We start from the raw sequence: 20,629 nt of genomic DNA on the forward strand, positions 1-20,629 counted from the left end.
AGTAGTAGCGTCGGTTTCGCCCAAGAAAATCCCCCACAGCCTTTCGGCCATGGGGGTGAAATCAACTCAAGCGGCCTGTCGTACCTCGTCGCCGTCGACCTTCGCGCTACCGGCTTCGTCCTTGTCCAGGTCGAGTTGCCTGAGCAACTCGCGTTGCCGGACCAGCAGGTTGGTCAGTCGGCCTTCATGCTCGAAGGACCGGGCCAGTTCCAGCCGGAGGTCTTCCAGCCGCTTGCGGCGGGTTTCCAACTGGATCTCGGCGTCGGCGTGATGCTTGCCCACCGATTCCAGCGCACCCAGCAAGGCGGCCACCAGGGCCGGACCCGTTTGATAAGGTTCGGCGTTGTACAGGCAGTGTCCCGCCAGGTACAGGCTGGGCGTCTGGTCGCCACGTGCCGCGAGGATGCCCAGGTCGAAGCCGCCAAACCGGCCGACGATCCGTTCGATCATCCGGCTGGCCGTGCGCACCTCTTCCTTGGCCGTCCTCACCAACCCGCGCAGTGCTTCGCCGACCGCATCGGGGCCCGCGATCTGGCGCCCCGCCAATTCCATGGCGATGCCCTGCAGGGTCTGCGGCACGATCCGGGCCGCGTCCTTCGCGTAAAGTGCGACTTTCTTCTCCAGCGCCTCGATCATCATCGGCAGTCGGCCCACTTCGCTTTCGTTGGCATAGCGCTGGTTGCGCCACACCGAGAACAGCGTCGAGAGCTTGGCCACCTCCGCGTCCACGCCGGCTTTCTCGATCACCAGCGGATTGCCTGACGCCAAGGCTTTCACCTCGGCATAGGACAGCGCCGCCAGTTCGACATCCTCCAGCGACCGAATGCCCTGGTCGCCCTTCATCACCTGGGCGATGAAGCGCGCCTTGGTCTCCAGCGTTTGCCACATGTAACTGTCAAAACTGCCTTCCGTGACATACCGGAAGACTTCCACTTCCTCACACTCATTGCCCTGGCGCAGGATGCGCCCCTCGCGCTGCTCGACGTCACAGGGACGCCAGGGCGCATCGAGGTGATGCAGGGCCGTGAGACGCGTCTGCACGTTGGTGCCCACCCCCATCTTGGCGGTGGAGCCCAGCAGCACCCGGACCCGACCCTCGCGCACCGCCTTGAACAGCGTCGCCTTCTGGACATCGGTCTCGGCATCATGGACGAAGGCAATCTCCTTCTCGGGGATGCCCGTACCGATCAGCCGGTCCCGCAGGTCGTCATAGACGCTGAAGCTCTTGCCGCCCTTGGGGGACGACAAGTCACAGAACACCAACTGGGCGCCGCGAAAGTCCGCCGTGCGTTGCCAGATGGCATGGACCTCCCGCACGCAGGCGGCGACCTTGCCGTGCTCGTCGAAGCGCGCCGTGGGCGCCACCAGCCGGAAATCCAGCGCGGCCTTGCGGCCGTCGGTGGTGATCGCCAGCATGTTGTCTTCGTTCGGCTTGACGTCGCCGTTGCGGATGGCTTCCGCCCGCTGGACCAGCGTCTGCACGAAGGCCTTCAGCGACGGGCTCGCCGGGCAGGCGACGATGCGCGGCTTGCCGCCGCGCAGCTTCGGCACCGGCAGGTCCAGCATCTCCGCCGTGCGGATGTCGGCCACTTCGCCGAACACCGCCATCAGCTCGGGCACGTTGATGAACCGGGCGAAGCGCGTGTGCATCCGATAGCCGCTGCCGTCCGGCGCGATCTCCAGCGCCGTGACGCTCTCGCCAAAGGTGGCGGCCCAGGCATCGAACTGCTGCAGCCCGAGCTCCTCCAGCCGGTTGGGCTGCAGGTAGCGCATCATGGTGTGGATCTCGGCCAGGGTGTTGGCCACCGGCGTCGCCGTCGCGAACACCACCCCCCGCTGCGCATGCCCATGGAGTTGCATCGTGTAGCGCGTCTTCAGGAACAAATCGAAGGCGCGCTCCGAACTGGTCAGCGGCAGGCCCGCCACCCGCGTCATCTTGGTGAACCGGTAGAGGTTCTTGTGCAGGTGGGCTTCGTCGACGAACAGGGCGTCGATGCCCAGCAACTCCCAGCTGAGCAAGTCGTCCTTCTTCTGGTCGGCCGACAGCTTTTCCAGCCGCACCGCCCAGTTCTTCTTCATCGCCTCGAGTTGCTTGATGATCCGGTTGGACCGGTCGTTGCTCTTCTCGGCGCGTACCGCCAACTCTATTTCATGAATGATCTCCTTGATGAATCGCTCGCTGAATCGCGGCGACATCCTGATGCGCTCGAAGCTCGAGTGCGTGATGACCACCGCGTCCCAATCGCCCGTGGCGATGCGCGACACCAGCTCGCGCCGGCGGTCGCCTTCCAGGTCCTCCTTGCTCGCCATCAGCACCGAGGCGTTCGGGTAGAGCCGGACGAATTCCGCCGTGTACTGGGCCAGCATGTGGTTGGGGACCACATGGCAGGGCTTGCTCGCGAAACCCAGCCGGCGCAACTCCATGCTGGCGATGACGCATACCGCCGTCTTGCCCGCGCCGACCACATGGAACAGCCCGGTGTTGCCGGATTGCACGATGCGCCACACCGAATCCAGCTGGTGCGGATGCAGCACGAAGCAGCGGGAGAATCCCGGCAGCTTCAGGTGCGAGCCATCGAAGCGCCTCGGCCGCGTGGTGTTGAACAGGTCGTTGTAGATCCTGCACAGCTTCTCGCGCCGTTCGGTCTCTTCGAAGGCCCAGCCGGCGAACCGCTCCTTGATCAGGCCCAGCTTCTCCCGCGCCGCCAGCGTCTCGTCGGGATTGACGAAGTACTTGTCGGTCAGCGGATCGCGGTCGCGCACGGTCGGCACCTGCACATTGAGCGCGCACTGCACGAGCTCGATCGCGTTCATGCGCGAGGTGCCGAATTCCTGGGTCACCTTCACGTTCTGCCGCGCTTCCCACTCGCCGTACTTCACCGACCAGGCGCCGGCTTCGGCCGAGTAGCCCACCTGGCAGTCCTTCAGTTCCAGGACCTGCTGGACGAACGCCTCAACGTCGAGGGCCGGAATCCACACCGCCCCCAGGCGCGGCTCGATGGCCGCCGGTGGCAGGTCTTCCGGTTGCACCTGTTCCAGCGCGTCGATGTTGCGCTGGTAGGTACTCCCGGAGAGCACCGCCTGCTTGAGCTTCGCTTTCACGTTGCCCGACAGGTAGTCGTCGGCGGTCTTCCATTCCCCGTCGGCCGGGTCGAGGAAAACCTGCCCCGCTCCGGCCAGTGCCTCCAGCACCGCCGCTTCGGGTGCCCCAAGCAGTTCGGCCATGTAGGCCGGATCGACCCGGCCGCGCCACTGGATGGACGCGGCCAGCGCTTCGGCCGGCTCGCTCGCGGTGCTCGGTTCGACGACCCGGGTCAGCGTGCGCCGGGTGAACAGCGCAGCCTTGCGGGCCGTGTCGGCCTCTTCGTCGTAATGCTCCAGCGACAGCAACAGCGGATAGTCCGGGTCGCGCCGGAACGCCAGCGCATTGGCGAGCGTGGACAGGCAACCGTAGCGCGACACAAAGCGCTCGTAGGTCCCATTGAGCATGGCTCGCAAGTGACCCAGCCGACCGTCGCCCGCATCCGCCAACTGCGCGTCGAGCAGGGCCCGGGCGTGGTCGCGGATGGCGCACAGGCCGGTGACGCGAGCCCGTTGCGTGGCATTGAGCTGGTCATGGACATCGACCAGCTCGCTGCCCTCGACCCGATGTACCCGTCCCTGGTGGAGACGGTAGCTGCCAGGACGGGCACCGGCCTCGGCCGGGACCACCACCCGCAGCGGGGCTGCCTTGTGTTCCACCGGCCGGTAAACGCCGGCCGGCAGCAAGGCGATGCGCTCGGCCAGGGCCGCCTCCAGGTCGCCCTCGAACACGGCGACCGGTACTTCCTCGTAGCCATTGCTCTCGCGACGGATGCGGCCAATGCAGAACTGCGGGTGTTCGGCGTACCAGGCATTGATCGGCAGGTAGCGCTCGTGGCACTGGGGGTGCCGGAGACTATCGGGCACCGTGCCCAGCTTCAACCATTTGGCCTCGACCGCCTCGGCCCGTTGCCGCTTGCGCAGGAACAGGATGTCGGTCTGCACCTCGGTGGACGCGATGCCGGCGAAGGTACCCTTGGGGAGCCGGATGGCACCCAGTAGGTGAGCCTGGGCGGCGATGTGCTCGCGCACCGCGTCGTATTGGCCATCCATCGTGTGGCTGCTGGTGATGAAGCACACCAGCCCACCGGGGCGCACCAGGTCGAGGGCACGGCCGAAGAAGTAATTGTGGATGCTGAAGCGGGCATAGGCCCGGTTGCTCACGTCGGCGACCTTGTACTTGCCGAAGGGGACGTTGCCAATCACCAGGTCGAACCAGTGGTCGGGCAGGGGAGTTTTCTCGAACGGCGAAATCCGCACATCGACGCCGCCGGGCGCGTAGAGCGCGTTGAGGATGCGGCCGGAAACCCGGTCGATCTCGACTGTAGTGATGCTGCTGCGCTCGGCCAGATTCCGCGGCATGGCGCCGATAAAGTGGCCGATGCCGGCGGCGGGTTCCAGGATGCGCCCGCCGGTGAAACCGAAGCGCTCCACCGCCTGCCATATCGCCTCGATCACGGGGACCTCGGTGTAGTGGCTGTTGTTGACGGAGGCGCGCGCCGATTCGTAGTCCTCGGCACTGAGCATCGCCTGCAAGCGACGGGCACGTTCGACCCAGGTGCTGTCTGCGGCTTCGAGATTGAAGGTGGCGGGCAGGCCGCCCCAGCCGGTGTAGCGCCGAAGAACTTGGCGATCATCCGTACTGGCCGGCCGGCCCTCGGCTTCGATCTCCCGAAGGAGCGTGATCGCTGCCAGGTTGGCCTCGAACTTCGCGATCGGGCCGGTCAGGTGCTCCAGGTCGGCGCGGGTCAGTTGCGGCCAGAGGATGCGCGGGGCGGCCTCGGGCGCGGTGGCCACCACCCGCCAGTTGGCGCGGACGGTGTCCACAAACTGCTCTTGCGCTACGTCGATGAGGTTCTCGACGTGGATGGCCTCGACAGGCTCGGCGGGCACGCAAGAAACGGAAAGGCAAACCTGCTCTGCAGGGCGGGGCAGGGCCGGGGCCGCCGGGTCGAACCCGGGCAGCCACAGGGAAGGCGCGGTAGGACGGGCCATCGGTGTGTTCTCCAAGGAAAACGGGGAACACAACGCCCCATCGGGGAGGCGGGCTCCCCGGGTGGGATGGGCAAGAAAACGGTCGTGGACGACCGGTTGGCAAAGGCCAGACGTACGCGACTGCGCCGGACTTCATGGCGAAACCGGCATATCGGGTACGAGGCGGCGAGCGCCAAGGGCTTGGAAACCCGCCGACGAGCGTCGGTCGGCGCAGGGCTCAGTTCAGCGTAGTGCGCGGAACCAGGGGCAGCCATTGAACGCTGCCACAACAAGAATGCGGGTAACGACCGCAACGCCCGAGGCGACTCGGGAGCGCTCGAACGAGCGCGCGTTGGCCGAAGCCAGATGCCCTAACAGTGTGCCGTCCGGCGAGCGGCCGTGCGCACCGGTCGGCCATTCGCCTGCGAAATCCCTGGTGGAGCAGGCAGGTTGCGGGTGGCAATGGGTTGGGCGGCCATGGGCCACCAGCAGTGAGGGGTTTGATGCGCGTCCAATCGGGTGGTGTCCAACGATGCCGGCATCTGGTGGGACATGCGGCCGAGGATCCGACTACCCGTCGCGTTCCCGTTCATCGATGGCGATGGGAACGCACGCTGAAGCGGTCTGTCGGTCGCCCGCGCTCGCCGTGGCCGCCCGCGCAGACCGCGCCGGTGGAACGCTCAGGCGAACCATCGCCTTGCCCAGTTGCTTTGCATCGAGCAAGGCGGCATCGGCACGCTCCATCACCTGCCCCAGCGATTCAGCCGCATGAAGCTCGGCGACCCCGGCAGAGAATCGCAACGGCACGGCGCCACCCGGCACTGACAGGGGTGATCCGGCGAGTACCTGCTGCAAGCGTTCCAGCAGCAAGCACGCATCGCCGCCGCTGCAATCCATCAGGATCAAGGCGAACTCGTCGCCACCCAGCCGCGCGATGGTGTCGGCGGGACGCAGCTGCCGGCGCAGCGTGGCGGCGAAGTGAACCAGCGCGGCGTCGCCGACCGGATGGCCGTGCCGGTCGTTGATGGCCTTGAAGCCATCCAGGTCAATCATCGCGCAGCAGGCCGACATGGCCATCGGGCCGTTGCCGGCCCACCGGTCGCAGGCGCGCCGGAATCCGCGGCGGTTCAGGAGCGGCGTGAGATCGTCCTGGTGGAGGAGGTGCTGCGCCTGTTCCAGCGCCCGCTCCAGACCCGCGATGCGCTGCATGACGACCGCGCGCCGATGTCGCCGCTGGGAATTGGAATGCATGAAGGCCTGTGTGGGGAGAGGAAGAGGGCCCCAGCGTAGTGGTCGGCGACAGGGGCGCCCAGCAGCAACGGCCGCTTTGGCGGTACCGTTTCGAGATCAGGCGCGACACCGGCGAGCCGATGGATCGGGGACAATGCCATTCGACGTATATTGGCTCTGCCGTCCGTGTTCGCGCTTGGCTTCTGACAGAGACGCCCGGAGGCTTGAAGGACTGGGTTGGGGTGAGATTCTGGACTCATGGACATGCCCATCGGCATGCCTCCTTCAACCGTTCAGGAGCCTCCGCATGAAATTCACCAAAGCCGAAATCGACGCCATCGTCGAAGCGTCGCCCCGTACCTTCGTTCCCTTCAACAAGCTGGTCCTCTCGCAGGACTATCAGGCGCGCGCCGGTGGCACTCCGAAGTTGAGCATCGCCGAACTCGCGGCCTCGATCAAGGAATGCGGCGTATTGCAGAACCTCGTCGTCGTGCAGGGCGCACGCGGCCGCTACGAGGTCTGCGCGGGTGGTCGCCGGTTCGAAGCGCTGACCCTGCTGGTGGGCAACGGCGACCTCGCCGACAACTACCCCGTGCCCGTGCTGATCGTGCCGGCCGACCGGGCGTTGATCGCCAGCCTGTCGGAGAACTGCTTCCACATCCCCATGCATCCCGCCGACGAGTTCGCGGCCTTCGCCAAGCTGATCGGGCAAGGCAAGTCGGTCGAGGACGTGGCCGCTGCCTTCGGCATCACCCCGTTGGTGGTCAAGCGCCGCATGAAGCTCGCCACCGTCTCGCCCAAGCTGATGACCCTTTTTCGCGAAGGCCAGATCGGCTTGGACTGCCTGATGGTGCTGGCCTCGGTGGACGATCACCAGAAGCAGGAGCAGACCTGGGCCGCGCTGCCGTCGTGGAACCGCCGGCCCGATTACCTGCGCCAACTGCTGACCCAGGGCGAGATCGAGTCCGACCGCGATGCCGTCGCCCAGTACGTGACCCTCAAGGCCTATGAGAAGGCCGGCGGTGCGCTACGGCGCGACCTGTTCAGCGACGACGACAAGAAGGTCTACCTGCTCGATGCGGCCCTCCTGGAAAAGTTGGCGACCGACAAGCTGCAAAAGCGAGCCAAGCAGATCGCGGCCGAAGGCTGGAAATGGGTCGATGTCCGAGTCCGTTATGCCTTCGACGAGTACGTCAAGTACGGCGAACTGCGCAAGACGAAGCGCCAACCGGATGCCGAGGAAGCAGCCGCCCAGGAGGACATGGATGGTCGCATCGCGGCGCTGCACGCGCAGATGGAAAAGCTGGCCGACGAAGACGGCGACGAGGATGCCTTCTTTCAACTCGAAGGCGAAGCCGAAGCCCTGGAGGAACAACGAAAGGCGCTCGACGAGGCCCTCAGCGTGTGGCCGGCCGACTTGATGGCCCAGGCCGGTTGCGTCGTCCATGTCGGCCACAACGGCGCCGTTGCGGTGAAGTACGGCTTGATCCGCCCCGAGGATCGCAGCGACATGGTCCAGGCCGCACGCCAAGCCGCCGAAAACGGCACCGACGAACCACTGGTGTCGCTGCCGTCGCCCAAAACCCGCCCGGTGCATTCCGAGAAGCTGGTGCGTTGCCTCACTGCCCACCGGGTCGCCGTCGTCCAGGCCGAATTGCTCGACCGCCCCGACGTGGCGCTGGCCGCGATCACCGCGCATCTGGCGCAGAAGATTTTCCGGGGCAACGATCTCTACTATTGCCGCTCGGAGAACGTCTTCGCCATCAGCGCGACCGACAGCCAATCCGAACTGCGCTCCGCCGCCGAGGACATGGAGGCCAGTGCCGCTTGGGCAAAGCTTCAGGCCGAGCGCACCGCCTGGGCCGAGCGGCTACCGGAGAACCTGGAGGACATCTTCCCGTGGCTGTTCGCCCAGGAGCAGGCGGTGGTGCTGCACCTGCTGACCTTCGTCGTTGCGGTCACCGTCGCCGGCATCTATGGCACCGAACCCGAGCGGCAAAGCAACGAGGCGTTGGCGCGGGCCTTGGGATTGGACATGAGCCAATGGTGGACGGCCACGGGGGCTTCCTACTTCAACCACGTCTCCAAGGCACGTGTCCTCGAGGTCGTCACCGAGGCCGTCGATGCCAATGCCGCCAGCCCACTGGCCGCGCTCAAAAAGGATGCCGTAGTGACAGGGGCGGAACAGACGATGGCGGGAACCGGCTGGTTGCCGGCGGTGTTGCGAGTTCAGGCTCTACCGACAGCAGGCGAGTGCTCAGAATCCTTGCAAGGCGAAGAAAAGGAACCGGCATTGGCCGAGTAAGCCGCCGCAATGCCATACCGTTGAACCGATGCGGGAAGACACTGGGCGCTGGCGCGTTGCGCGGCACTCGCCCGCCTCGGTGGGGGTCAGCAAGGAGGAAATCCAGGCTTGAGAGGTGGGGGTAGAGGGGCAGTCCAAAGACCAGCCAGCTTGCGTTACCTGGATTTGTGCCAATAGAGTGCATATAATGTGCGTAAGAGTTGCAATGCTGTAACTTGCTTGCCGGAGAGACGCCATGCCAATGACCGCTGCCTATGCCCCTGCCTTGAACCACGGCTTCGAAGGCTTCCTGGATTTTCTGCGCGATCAGGAAGCCGGGCCGGCCGTGCTCTCGCCGAAACGATTCAGCGACGTGCTGAGCATCGACCTCCAGACGCTTGCCGGGCAGGCCCATGTGCACCGCAACACCTTGAGCCGGGCGCCCGCCTCGGAGAGCGTGCAGCGCTTCATGCGCGAGGCCCTGCGCGTGCTGCGTGCCGCCGACGACCTGACCGGCGATGTCGGCCGAGCCATCTTCTGGTATCGCAACGAACCCCTGCCGTCCTTCAATTACAAGACGGCTGAGCAATTGGTGTCGGAAGGGCGGGCCGAGGATGTGCTGCGCTACGTGGAGTCCCTCGAAGCGGGCGCGGCGGGATGAAGCTGATCCGGCTGGCTGGCGTCACCGCCTATCGCCTGCATATGCCGAAGTGGGCGGTTGCGCCGACGAGCGGCGCCGGGGCGGCCAAACACGGCGGGCGAGCCAACCGGCCTGGAGTCGAGGCGCTCTATCTGGCTCTCGATACCGAAACGGCGGTGCGGGAATACCAGCAGGTGTCGAGCCTGCTCCCGCCTGGAACCCTGACTAGTTATCAACTGACGGTCGAGTCGGTCGCGGACTTCACCGCCGGCTACGATGCCTCGGTGTGGCCACCGATCTGGGAGGACTTCTACTGCGACTGGCGAGAGTTGTGGTTCAACCAGCGTATCGAGCCGCCGAGTTGGATCGTCGGGGACACGGTGATCGCGGCGGGGAGCAAAGGGATTCTCTTTCCGTCGCAGGCGAGGGCGGGCGGCACCAATCTGGTCCTGTTCGTCGATGCGCTGACGGCGACTGATTCGCTCCAGGTCTACGATCCCGGCCGGTCCTTGCCGCAAAACCAGGACTCCTGGGCAAGGTAATCGTCAGCCATTGCTCTGCAGGCCGGAAAAGAGTGAAGAAACCCATGCAGGAATCTCCTCAGCAAGCGATTGAACGCTATCTTCGCAGCGGGGAGCACGATGCACACTTCCGGCCATGGCCGGGGGATAACTACGTTGCCCAGGCCCGGTACGGGAGTGTCGCGCTGCGTCAAGCACTGATCTCGGCGGTACGCCATCAAACTGCGGACACCGAACTCCCTGCAGTCCTGCCCGATATTGATGTCTTTGCCTTCACCCGCGGCAAAGTGGCCCCCATGGTGCGGGGATTGTTCCCGGGCCACGAACATGACTCCGTCCTTGACGTGCTCGGACGCTCGGTCGTCTTTCTCACGCCGGCGACCATCGACGCTGTGCTCGAGCAGACGACATGGCTCAGTACCGCCTGGGATCTGGCGAATCTCTATCTCGCCGGCATCGGCGCGGAACTCCTGGCTGACGACGCGCCCAACCTTCTCGGCCTCAGCGAAGGAACGACCTGTTACCTGTCGGCCGAATACTTCGGCGCGCCGGGCCGCTTCGACGATTTCCTGGTCCATGAGGCAGCCCATATCTTTCACAACTGCAAGCGTCGCACGATCGGATTGCGCGAGACCCACCGGCGTGAGTGGTTGCTGGAGATCGAGTTCGCCAAGCGCGAAACCTTCGCTTATGCCTGCGAGACCTACAGCCGCATTCACGACCTCGGCCCGGGGCTGCGGGCTCGGCAGACACTGCTCGCGGAATACGCGCAGGGGCCGATGCCAGCGGACGACAGATTGGATGTGAATGAATACCTCGACATCCTGCGCGAAGCGGTCGCTGCCCGGAACGGCTGGAAACGCATCCTTGCACGGTGCTCGCCGTCCCGGGATGGGCACAGCTGCAGGTCATAGCCTTGACGCGCCAAATTTTCCACGATTTACGACCAAGCTGCGCCCGCGGTCCGCAGTTCTTGAACGGTTTCGGTTTCTTTGGTCTTTCCACAATTCCGCATGCGGGAATGCCCGCAGTGACGAGCCGGTCCCGCAGGTCGTCATCGGTACTGAACCCCTTGCCGCCCTTGGGGGACGATAGGTCGGAGCGGTCGAACGCAATGTAATTCGCGCCGCCCAAGCGCACGCCCCGGTCAGCGAGCGACAGGAAGCGGCAGGGCGTCGAGGTGCTGGCGCTGGTGAGATCACTCAAACTGCATGAGATTTGATCCACAATTGCTTCTTAATATTGACTTCCTGCGGTAGGCTCTCTGTGGAGAAAGTGCGCGATTAACACCTATGTTGCGCGTCTCCAATGGCATGCGAATGAATAAAACTCCGATACGGAGTGATGCCTATGTACTGGTTGGGGAGGGGATGCATGATCAAGTTCATGGAATGGTGCAATGAGACCGAAGAGGCGGTATCGACGCACAAGTTGTGTCGGCTGTCGGCCGATCCGGCAAAGCATGCGCAGGTCGTCGATACGCTCGCCGAGGCAGTTCCAGACTACTATGCGGCCCCAGTCCGTATCGCGCAATTGCTCAAGAAGTTGGGTAAGGAAGCGGCTGCGAACTATGTCGAACAAAAACTCCCGACCAAAGTCACCATCCGCTCCGGTGACTTGGGCGAAATTCTCTGCACTGCCTATGTGCATGAGGCAACGCCTTTCAACCTGGGCATCAAGCGCCTTCGCTGGAAGGATCACCGCAACATGTCGATGCGGGGTGAAGACGTATTGGCGTTTCGCCTGAGCGGCAAAAGTGGCTCCCTGAAAATACTCAAGGCCGAGGTCAAGAGCGCGGCCACCATGTCGAGCACCATCATCGGGAAAGCCAGGGAAGCGCTTTCGGCCAACAGCGGATTGCCGTCGCCCCACGCGATTTCGTTTGTTGCGGACCGATTGAACGAAGCCGGTGATACTGCTCTTGGCGATGCTTTGGATAAGGCCCAGCTCAAGGACGGCATCAAACCTGCCCATGTCTCGCACATGCTGTTCACGTTTTCCGGGAATGACCCCTCCTAGCCCCTGAAGACAAACTTGCAAACCTATGCAGGATCGATTCCGCAGCACTACGTTGCGCTGTGCGTGACAACGCATCAGGCCTTCATCAAGGAGGTTTTTGAGGCGGTGACCGCGTAATGGCGTCGACACTCGAAGAACTGCAAGCAAACATCGACTCGGCCATCACTCCGGGTTTCCGATACAAGCTGCTCGCACGGGGACAATCGCGCGGAATGATCTGGCGTGATGGGGTATTGCCCGAAGATGCGCCGAACTACGGTTCGGAACTGTCGGATGACCTTCTGTCCTATGGGTATTCACTGTTGCTTCACGGATTGCGATACACCGAGCTGGGCGGTGATGCCGATAGGGGGCGCTCGGCCTTCGCGGTTGCTGCCGAGGCCCTTGAAGCCGTAGCAGCAAAGGGCGTGGCCGACCCGGAGCGGGATTTTCATTGTCTCGTTGCTGCCGCTGCCTATCATCTGGGGCGCTTCTCGGCGCGAGCTTACTCGCTGCTGCACAAGGGACTCACCAAAGCAAACCTGTCCACCGTGGAGAGAGGACTGGCCAAGCTTATGCTTCGTGACCTCAATGGCCTCTCTCGGGACATCGAGACCTGGTTCAAGGCCGGCAAGGCGAATGACGATGCGCTTATCGCTGGGTTGTCCCGCATTCCTGAGGTGCCCGACGGCGAGGAATCATGGGAGGAAGGGGATTCGGAAAACCGTGTTCTCGACGTCCTGATCGTGGCGTTGGAAGAGAACTTCATGGCAGCGCTAGCCATGAGCTTGCTTGCTCTGGAACGCGGAGAGGACGGCTTGCTGCCGCAGGTACGGGCGCGTCTCAAGAATGGTTTGGACGTTGCGGGCGAACTCAATTTGGTATCGCAATGGTGGTGCCACAGGTTGGCCATCCATTTGCTGGACGGCCTGTGGGACGCCAGCTTCCATAAGATATTGCCTCTTGAGGGGCCGCCAGGAGTCGACATTGGTGACTGGGCACAGCTTCGCAAACTTTTCATAGGCTCGCTGTATCGCAGGAGCAAGGCAGAGATCGACTTGTGGCCGTCGCAATTCCTGGCGGCTCGACGGGCGCTCGACTTTGACGCCAACTTGGTGCTGTCCCTGCCTACGAGTGCGGGCAAGACGCGTATTGCCGAACTGTGCATTCTGGCGTGTCTTGCAACGAAGAAACGGGTCGTTTTCGTGACTCCGTTGCGCGCGCTTTCCGCGCAGACCGAGGTTGGATTACGCCGTACCTTTACTCCGCTGGGCAAGACCGTGTCGAGCCTGTACGGCAGCATCGGTGCCAGTGGTGCCGATGTGGATGCCCTTCGCTCCAGAGACATCGTCGTTGCGACACCGGAGAAGCTCGACTTCGCTCTTCGAAGCGATCCGACACTGCTCGATGACGTTGGCCTTGTGGTGCTCGACGAAGGACACATGATTGGCTTGGGAGAACGGGAGGTCCGTTACGAGGCACAGATCCAGCGCTTGCTGCGTCGTTCGGATGCCGCGGGGCGACGCATCGTCTGCCTGTCCGCCATTCTCCCGGATGGTGATCAACTCGAGGATTTCGCAGCCTGGCTGACCTACGACAAGACCGATGGGCTGATCAAGAATGATTGGCGCCCGACCCGGTTGCGCTTCGGGGAGGTGGAGTGGAAAGGGCAGCATGCCCAACTTAACGTCAGCGTCGGTGATGAGAAGCCGTACATCCTCAAATTCCTGGTGGCCAAGAAACCGACTAAGGGGCGAGCTACAAAGACATTCCCTGCCGACCAGAGGGAACTCTGCATCGCGACGGCATGGCGTCTGGTGGACGATGGCCAGACCGTGCTCGTCTTCTGTCCGTTACGGCGCTCCGTGCTGCCGTTCGCTTCGACGGTCATCCAGATGCACAAGCGCGGGCACATAGAGTCCGTTCTGGAGCACCCTCCATCGGTGTTGGCAACCGCGCTAGCCGTCGGTGCCGAGTGGTTCGGGCCAGACCATGACATCCTGAAGTGCCTGAAGCTGGGAGTGGCGGTACACCACGGTGCCCTGCCGACACCGTATCGAAAAGAAGTCGAACGCCTGCTGCGCGATGGCGTGCTCAAGGTGACGATTTCGTCTCCGACCTTGGCCCAGGGGCTCAACCTTAGCGCGACCTCTCTGGTCTTTCATGGCGTGAAACGCAACGGCGATTTGATCGACATTGCCGAGTTTCGCAACGTCGTCGGACGCGCAGGGCGAGCCTACATCGACATTGAAGGACTCGTTTTGTATCCGATGTTCGATGATCACTGGAAGCGAAATGCAGACTGGCAGGCATTGATTTCGAATCAGAAGGGCCGAGAGATGGAGAGCGGCCTACTTCGATTGATCGTTGCGCTTCTGCAGCGGATGCGGAATAAGTTGGGGAACGTCGACAGCGATCAGTTCATCGAGTACATCGCAGGGCAAGCCGCTTGGGAGTTCCCCGTTGTCGTTGCCGAGCAGGAACGGGATGCCGTCGAAGCACGCAAGCGCTGGGAGACCCACCTGATGAGTCTGGATACGGCGATCTTCAGCTTGCTCGGAGATATGCCCGTGCCGGATGAGGAACTGGGGAGCAAACTCGACGAGATTCTCGGGTCCTCGCTGTTCGAACGAAGGCTTGTTCGGTACAACGAGGATTCGCGGACGCTGCTGATGGCGGGTTTGCACGCCCGAGCCCAATACATCTGGAGCAACAGCACCGTTCAGCAACGGCGCGGCTACTTCTTGGCCGGAGTAGGCCTTGCTACCGGCATGGCGCTTGATGCGCGAGCGCCCGAATTGGAGCAACTGCTGCTTACGGCGAATGCAGCGGTTCTCACCGGGGAGCAGGATACGGCTGTCGACGCCATCACTGCGTTTGCCCAGATTGCCTTTCTCATCCCCCCGTTCAGCCCCCAGGCGCTGATTGATGACTGGGAGTCGCTGCTCAGACTTTGGCTGCTGGGGCAGCCTGTCACCAATGTTCTGTCGGGGAACAACGATGAAGCCATCCAGTTTATCGAGCAGGCTTTCGTCTACAACCTGCCATGGGCGATGGAGGCAGTTCGGGTCCGCGCCGAAGTACATGAGAATCCCTTTTCGGACGAGGTGAAGCTGTCTGATTTTTCCCAAGCCCATGCAGTAGTGGCGCTGGAGACTGGGACCCTTTCCATCGCTGCTGCGACTTTGATTCAGGCTGGTTTCGGTTCGAGGCTCGCGGCAATTCAGGCTGTTACCTCGACCCGTGCAAACTTTGAGTCGATGAAGGGGCTGATGGCCTGGCTTTCATCTGACGAGATACGGGCCTTGTCCGTGAAGCCGGATTGGCCCACACCTGAATCGCATCAGCTTTGGATTGAGTTCATCACCGGCCCGTCGGGAGCACTCGCCGCGAAGGCTTGGACGGCAACTACTTACTCTAGCCAAGTGACTTGGCATGACGTGCCAATGCCACCCGGTGTGGCCTTGCGTATCGGTGGAGGGCCGGGCAAGGAACAAAGCGTCTTCTCTGCCGATTACAGGGAAGTTGGGATGATCGGATGGATGCCAAACCCTGTGGCAACGGGGGTGATGATTGCTACTTCAAACGGATCGCAAGATAAGTTCGATTTGGAGTATATCGGGCCGGATGACATGTTGACGTCCTGAAACTACTGAGCGAAATCGTCTTATTTGTTGCAGACGATATATGAAACGCGAGAGACGCATAGTTCCGATTTTGATACCGTAAAGCAAGATGCTAAAGAAATATAACGATTGAATCTAACTGAAGGTAGTGCAGTGTCGAGTCCAATACAGATTATGTCGGCCGCGGATCTTGCGTCTGCATTTGCCCTTCGTCCGCATCTGTTCGCTTGGTTTCTCGGCGCCGGAGCGTCGGCGGCTTCAGGGATACCAACCGGTTACGCCATGATTCGCGACTTTAAGACACGAATCTTTTGCCGAGAAACCGGTTACTCGCATCGTGAGGTCGATTCTGGCGACCAACTCTGGATCGAGCGAATTGACGATTTTTTTCGGCGAACGTCGCTACTACCGCCGGATGGCGACCCCAACGAGTATTCGGCTGCGTTCGAAGCGGTCTATCCGAACGAGAGGCAACGACGGCAGTACATAGACGATGCCATCCGCAAAGGTACGCCCTGCTTTGGTCACCGGGTGCTCGCAGCCTTGATGTCGAATAGGCAACTGAGCTGTGTATTCACAACCAACTTCGACCCTTTGGTCGAGGATTCAGCGACGCTCGCCAACTCGTTATTGCCTGCCGAGTCAAGGGTTAAGCCCACAGTCGCGGCGCTCGACTCTGCGGAGAGAGCGCTTAGGTGCCTAGAGGAGTCGGACTGGCCGTTGGTGGCAAAGCTCCATGGCGATTACCAGTCGATCGAGATCAAAAACACTGGAAGCGAACTTGAGCGCCAGGACGAACGCATGCGCCATGTCCTGGTTGAGGCGAGTAAGCGCTTCGGACTGGTTGTCGTGGGCTACAGCGGTCGAGACGCTTCCGTCATGGAGGCGCTTAAGTCCGTGTTGAAGGATCCGAATCCGTATCCGAGTGGGCTCTATTGGGTCACGTCGTCAGCCTCGAAACTTCTGCCTGCCGTACAGCAATTCCTGGAACACGCCACGCTTGCCGGCGTTGATGTAGCCATCGTTGAAGCCAAGACCTTTGACGAGTTGGCTGCAGACGTCGTGAACCAAATTCGGCTACCAGACGTCCTTAGCGAGCACGTCATGCAGAGACGGGCGCCGGCAAGGCTTCAACCCGTAAAGCTCCCGGAGGCCGAGGCCAGGCCATTTCCTGTACTTCGATACTCCGCACTGCTGGTCGAGGCGCTTCCCGGCGTGGCGAGGCGGATGACGTTGAATAAGGCTGCTACTTCCCCAGAGGTTCGGCAACTATTGAAGAACCAGAAGTGTCGAGCTGTGGTCGCGGCCATCGGTCGAGAGCTGGCGGTGTTTGGAAAAGATGCGGAGGTCATTGCTGCGCTCGGCTCACTTGGGGCACAGCCCGCTGGCACTTTCGACCTGAACCCGATTCGAGACAGTTGGGCGTTGGGTTTGCTGTATGACGCTTTGATCAAAGCGCTGTCACGTCACAGGCCATTGCTGCCGCGCTACAAACGAACAGGACACTCGCTGGTCGTGGCTGGGTCTCGCGAAGGAGAGGAAGCCGAATGGGCTCGCAAACGGGAGACCCAACTTGCTCAGCTTCGATTTGCCTACGATGCGAGCTTGACCGGCGCAGTGCCGAAGCTCGGGTATCCGTATCAAGAAGGGGTCTTTTTGAAGCTTGAGCGAATCGAGGACCGCTGGTGGTGTGGGTTCGAGCCGTTTACCTTCGTGGATGTCCCGCGAGAGGTGTTGCCGGTGCTGGCACCTGAAGACAGATACGAGTTGGAGAGGCCGGTTATCGGCCGTGGAGGCGACCCGGCTGGTGACTGGCGGCGCGAACGTTGGGCGAGGAAGTTCAACAAGCAATGGGCCGGCATCATCAATGCGTGGGCAGCATTATTGACTTCTACCGACGGGGGCAGGGTACGGGCCTTTGGTCTGGAGGACGGAAGTGGGATCGATGCGGTCTTCTCGATTTCTCAAGTTACTGGTTGGAGCAGGCCGTCTCATCACCACGATTACTTTGAGAGGGCCAAGTGATGGCACATCCCGCAGTGGCTTCCAAACTTCCACCGTTCACACTGCTTGAGGAACCGCTATTGGCCTTCTCGCCGGCAAACCCGGATGAGGTCGATGTCCATCCATTGAGAGGCTTGGTCAGATACGGCCCTTTCTCTAAAGGCTCATTTGCCGGCTTCACCTCCAAAGTGAGGGTGGCCACCGTTGGGCCTGAAAGCGCTTTCAAGCGGCGCGGCGCGCTGATGGCATCCCTTAGGGAAACGTATGATCCGTCGGACCGTTCCGAGTACGTTCCGAAGTACCCAGGTTTCGAGCATCTTTTCAAGGTCGAGCTGGTCTCGGCGCCGAGTACTGCGCATATTCGTTGGCCTGACTCGCTTGGCCAGCTACCCGGACAGGGCTCGGCGGAGGCCCGCCTGTTCGAGGCTATGGACGCAGCACTGCGTCGGCTGGAGTCTGTTCGCAATGAGTTCGACGTTGTCCTAGTGCACTTCCCTGACTCTTGGGCCCCAGCGACGCGTACCAAGGGGTTCGATGCGCACGACGCCCTGAAGGCTCTCGGTGCCAAATACAACATCCCAACCCAGGTAATCAATGACCGGGCATTCACCTTTAACTACAAGGCATCGTTGGCTTGGCGTCTCGCTATAGCGCTGTACGTCAAGGCAGGAGGCATTCCGTGGAAGCTGGCACGCGTACGGGGTGTGCACGACGACACTGCATACATTGGTCTGGCCTATGCACTGCGCGGTGATCAGCGCGAGGCACATTATGTAACCTGCTGTTCCCAAGTCTTTGACATGGATGGCGGTGGCATGCAGTTCGTTGCCTTTGAGGCGCGGGACCCTGTCGCCGACCTTGCTGAGGCGCGCAGAAATCCCTTCCTGAGTCGAGATGACATGCGGGCGGTGCTTGCTCGTAGCCTGGAACTCTATCAGGGACGAAACGGTGGCAACCTACCGAAGCGCCTTGTCATCCATAAGACGACGGCGTTCAAGGCGGATGAAATTGACGGTGCCTTCGATGCGCTTGCTGGTATCCCCGAAGTCGAGTGCATCGAAGTTGGAGCAAACTCAAGCTGGCGTGGCGTGTGGCTCATAGACTCTGGTAAAAAAAACCCGCCAAGCAAACCTTCGGGATATCCGGTCCCTCGCGGAACGGTCGTGATTCGCTCTGGTACTTCAGCATTGCTATGGGCGGCAGGCAACGCCCCGGGCGTGTCGAATACAGGCGACTATTATCAGGGGAAGAAGAGCATCCCGAGACCGCTCCAACTCATTCGACATGCTGGTAGGGGCCCCCTCGAGGTGATTGCTCACGAAGCGCTGGCCCTGACCAAGATGGACTGGAACAATGACGCGTTGTATGACCCTGTTCCAGTCAGCATTCGCTACTCTCAGAAACTTGCAAGAACGATTGCCAATGTGCCGGACCTGCCGGGCAAGACTTACCCCTATCGGCTCTTCATGTAAGGGGCGGCATTGACCTGGTAGAGGCGGTCGCGGAAGCGGACTGAGCACCGGGTAGAGCGTGATGCGCGAGGGCAGGGTGCTTGCATCTGGGGCTGGTCACGGAGTTGAAAACAGTCGCTGGAGCGCTGTGCGGTGCTGTCGCGCTTCGGCATTGCGAATTTCAAGCCACGTTATTGATGCGGCGATAGCACGCCAGTATCAGACGCATTGATTCATCCGCAAGAAAATCGGGGCGAGGGCCCCCCGATTTTCTTGAGTGACAGCAGAACGCTCACCATCAATGGCCCTCGGGCGTGGCTCCGTCGCCACGTGCCTTGGGCACATCAGTCTGCTGTACTCGTAAATCGACTTGCCGAGCCAACTTTCCACAATAGGCACCTGCGGCCCTTGCGCGCGCATGCCCCGCCAGTTGCGAAACCGCCAGCCGCGCCGCCCGATCCAGTTCCGGTGATACCGGCCCGCCCCCTCGGACCGGCGACGGCACGCCAGCGACATCTTCATAGGCATCATTCAACACCTCGTGGCGCAGGCCGTGACCTGTCGCGCCCCGCTTGCGCAGGGTGATGCCGAATTTCTCCAGGACGTAGTCCAGCCGCCGCAGGTTTCGCTTCAGGTCCCGACGCGGATCGCCCATGTGGGCGTCGCGACTGTCGACCACGCCTTGGGCAAACTCCAGCGCCGCCAAGTGGGCCGGGCTGTCCAGGGCAATCCAGCGCACCCGGCCGCCCTTGCCCTTGACCCATGCATACCGATCCGCCTGCTGCTGGTTCTCTGGCAGCCCGGTCTCGCTGAACGGCATGACATGCTGGAATGGCCGGAACTGCACCGACTCCTTGCGCCGCAGCCCCAGGGCCGACATCAGCCGCAGCGACGCGCCGACACGGAGGTCGAACTTGCATACTTCAGCGATTACCGCCTCCGCATCGATCCCTTGGGCGGTCCAGCTCTTGTCGCGCTGGGCAGACTCGTGGCGCTGGTACTCCTCCAGACTCAGGCCGTAGTGGCCCGGCTTGCGCACGAAGCCGTGCTTGCCCATCCACATCGCCAGCCCCCGCAGGAAGCTCAGGTAGGTCTGGATCGTCGCCGGTGCCAGATGTTCCTGCTGCCAGACCTGCACCATCGCGTGGATGTGCTTCTGCCCAAGGTTGCGCGGGTCCGGCACCGTCTTGAAGCCCGCCTTCTGCTTCAAGTCGCGAAAGAAGCGCCGCAGAAACTGCGCGCGTTCCTGCCGCGTCTTATGCGAGACGGTTTTCTCCAGCGCCGTGTGCTGGGTGTTGAAGAGTTTGATCAAGACCTCCAGCACCTTGAGCGGCGGCGCCTTGCCCGGCTGGTAGCGGGCGAGGATTTCCTGGGGGGTCTTACCCGCCCAACCCTGGGGGCGAACGGGCTGCTGCTGGCTCGAGCGACCGGGGCTGGCAGGTTCCTGCAGCCGGCGGCGAGAGGTGCGGTGAACGGTGTTGCTGGGGATTGCGTTCGACATGGTCATAGCTCCTTGGTCGGAGGCCCGCCGCCCGAACGGCAAGCCGATGTTGGCGATGAAAGTGGAATCCAGGGCAGCCCCCGGCGGGACGGATTCCGTTGCCCGCGCCGGTCAGTGGTCAAGAACTTCGGCACCGCGCGCGACCACGGCGTCGCGGCACCTACCCAGGGGTTCGTCGGCCAGCGCGTCTGCGCTCGCCAACTCGGTCGGTCTTAAAAACGAAACGGGTTGATCCGGCCCATCCGTGCATTTCTGCAGCCATGGGGGTGGTGATGCCGGCCGGCCTCAGGGGCGTGGCTTGGGCATCGGCGGCGAGGTC

Annotated in this window: 11 protein-coding genes; 8 read left to right on the top strand and 3 right to left on the bottom strand. The window is 62.4% G+C overall.

Annotated elements, in window-relative coordinates:
* Nucleotides 1–66: 66 nt before the first annotated feature.
* Both HV742_RS12935 and HV742_RS12940 read right to left on the bottom strand, forming a co-directional pair.
* Nucleotides 67–4,974, bottom strand: coding sequence for a helicase-like domain-containing protein (locus HV742_RS12935; RefSeq protein WP_254601097.1), 4,908 nt, complete (start codon nucleotides 4,972–4,974; stop codon nucleotides 67–69).
* Between the two features lie 651 nt (nucleotides 4,975–5,625).
* Nucleotides 5,626–6,306, bottom strand: coding sequence for a GGDEF domain-containing protein (locus HV742_RS12940; RefSeq protein ID WP_175145467.1), 681 nt, complete (start codon nucleotides 6,304–6,306; stop codon nucleotides 5,626–5,628).
* A 286-nt stretch (nucleotides 6,307–6,592) separates the two neighbouring features.
* Between HV742_RS12940 and HV742_RS12945 the strand changes: the two genes are divergently transcribed.
* The 8 genes from HV742_RS12945 to HV742_RS12980 all read left to right on the top strand — a co-directional run bounded on the left by HV742_RS12945 (nucleotide 6,593) and on the right by HV742_RS12980 (nucleotide 18,830).
* The gene (locus HV742_RS12945) at nucleotides 6,593–8,590 is read left to right on the top strand and encodes a ParB/RepB/Spo0J family partition protein (protein WP_217482390.1); all 1,998 of its coding nucleotides are present in this window, start codon (nucleotides 6,593–6,595) and stop codon (nucleotides 8,588–8,590) included.
* Between the two features lie 235 nt (nucleotides 8,591–8,825).
* Nucleotides 8,826–9,230: an MbcA/ParS/Xre antitoxin family protein gene (locus tag HV742_RS12950; protein ID WP_175145469.1), complete on the top strand. Its 405-nt coding sequence runs from the start codon at nucleotides 8,826–8,828 to the stop codon at nucleotides 9,228–9,230.
* Nucleotides 9,227–9,751 (top strand): RES family NAD+ phosphorylase, encoded by a 525-nt coding sequence (locus HV742_RS12955; RefSeq protein WP_175145471.1) that lies wholly within the window; start codon nucleotides 9,227–9,229, stop codon nucleotides 9,749–9,751. Before HV742_RS12950 ends, HV742_RS12955 begins: the two co-directional genes overlap by 4 nt.
* 32 nt (nucleotides 9,752–9,783) lie before the next feature.
* Entirely contained in the window at nucleotides 9,784–10,644 is an 861-nt protein-coding gene (locus HV742_RS12960; protein ID WP_175145473.1) for a hypothetical protein, read from the top strand.
* A 460-nt stretch (nucleotides 10,645–11,104) separates the two neighbouring features.
* A complete protein-coding gene (locus HV742_RS12965) occupies nucleotides 11,105–11,749 on the top strand; it encodes a Hachiman antiphage defense system protein HamA (RefSeq protein ID WP_254601099.1) in 645 nt (214 codons plus the stop codon).
* Nucleotides 11,750–11,865: 116 nt separating this feature from the next.
* Nucleotides 11,866–15,375, top strand: a complete 3,510-nt coding sequence (locus HV742_RS12970) for a DEAD/DEAH box helicase (protein ID WP_175145475.1) — start codon at nucleotides 11,866–11,868, stop codon at nucleotides 15,373–15,375.
* 261 nt (nucleotides 15,376–15,636) lie between these two features.
* Nucleotides 15,637–17,379, top strand: coding sequence for an SIR2 family protein (locus HV742_RS12975; RefSeq protein ID WP_175145477.1), 1,743 nt, complete (start codon nucleotides 15,637–15,639; stop codon nucleotides 17,377–17,379).
* Nucleotides 17,379–18,830, top strand: coding sequence for an argonaute/piwi family protein (locus tag HV742_RS12980; RefSeq protein WP_175145525.1), 1,452 nt, complete (start codon nucleotides 17,379–17,381; stop codon nucleotides 18,828–18,830). The genes HV742_RS12975 and HV742_RS12980 overlap by 1 nt, the downstream gene beginning before the upstream one ends.
* A gap of 277 nt (nucleotides 18,831–19,107) precedes the next feature.
* Here the strand turns inward: HV742_RS12980 and HV742_RS12985 are convergent, their stop codons facing one another.
* Nucleotides 19,108–20,310, bottom strand: a complete 1,203-nt coding sequence (locus HV742_RS12985; protein WP_175145479.1) for a phage integrase N-terminal domain-containing protein — start codon at nucleotides 20,308–20,310, stop codon at nucleotides 19,108–19,110.
* Between the last annotated feature and the right edge of the window lie 319 nt (nucleotides 20,311–20,629).

This window comes from Achromobacter ruhlandii (genome assembly GCF_902859695.1).
GTDB lineage: Bacteria > Pseudomonadota > Gammaproteobacteria > Burkholderiales > Burkholderiaceae_B > Achromobacter > Achromobacter ruhlandii.

What these genes read in the sequence shown, in the direction of transcription:
- HV742_RS12940 (WP_175145467.1), bottom strand. Translation starts at nt 6,306, where the DNA reads ATGCATTCCAATTCCCAGCGGCGACATCGGCGCGCGGTCGTCATGCAG.
- HV742_RS12945 (WP_217482390.1), top strand. Translation starts at nt 6,593, where the DNA reads ATGAAATTCACCAAAGCCGAAATCGACGCCATCGTCGAAGCGTCGCCC.
- HV742_RS12950 (WP_175145469.1), top strand. Translation starts at nt 8,826, where the DNA reads ATGCCAATGACCGCTGCCTATGCCCCTGCCTTGAACCACGGCTTCGAA.
- HV742_RS12955 (WP_175145471.1), top strand. Translation starts at nt 9,227, where the DNA reads ATGAAGCTGATCCGGCTGGCTGGCGTCACCGCCTATCGCCTGCATATG.
- HV742_RS12965 (WP_254601099.1), top strand. Translation starts at nt 11,105, where the DNA reads ATGATCAAGTTCATGGAATGGTGCAATGAGACCGAAGAGGCGGTATCG.
- HV742_RS12970 (WP_175145475.1), top strand. Translation starts at nt 11,866, where the DNA reads ATGGCGTCGACACTCGAAGAACTGCAAGCAAACATCGACTCGGCCATC.
- HV742_RS12975 (WP_175145477.1), top strand. Translation starts at nt 15,637, where the DNA reads ATGATTCGCGACTTTAAGACACGAATCTTTTGCCGAGAAACCGGTTAC.
- HV742_RS12980 (WP_175145525.1), top strand. Translation starts at nt 17,379, where the DNA reads ATGGCACATCCCGCAGTGGCTTCCAAACTTCCACCGTTCACACTGCTT.
- HV742_RS12985 (WP_175145479.1), bottom strand. Translation starts at nt 20,310, where the DNA reads ATGTCGAACGCAATCCCCAGCAACACCGTTCACCGCACCTCTCGCCGC.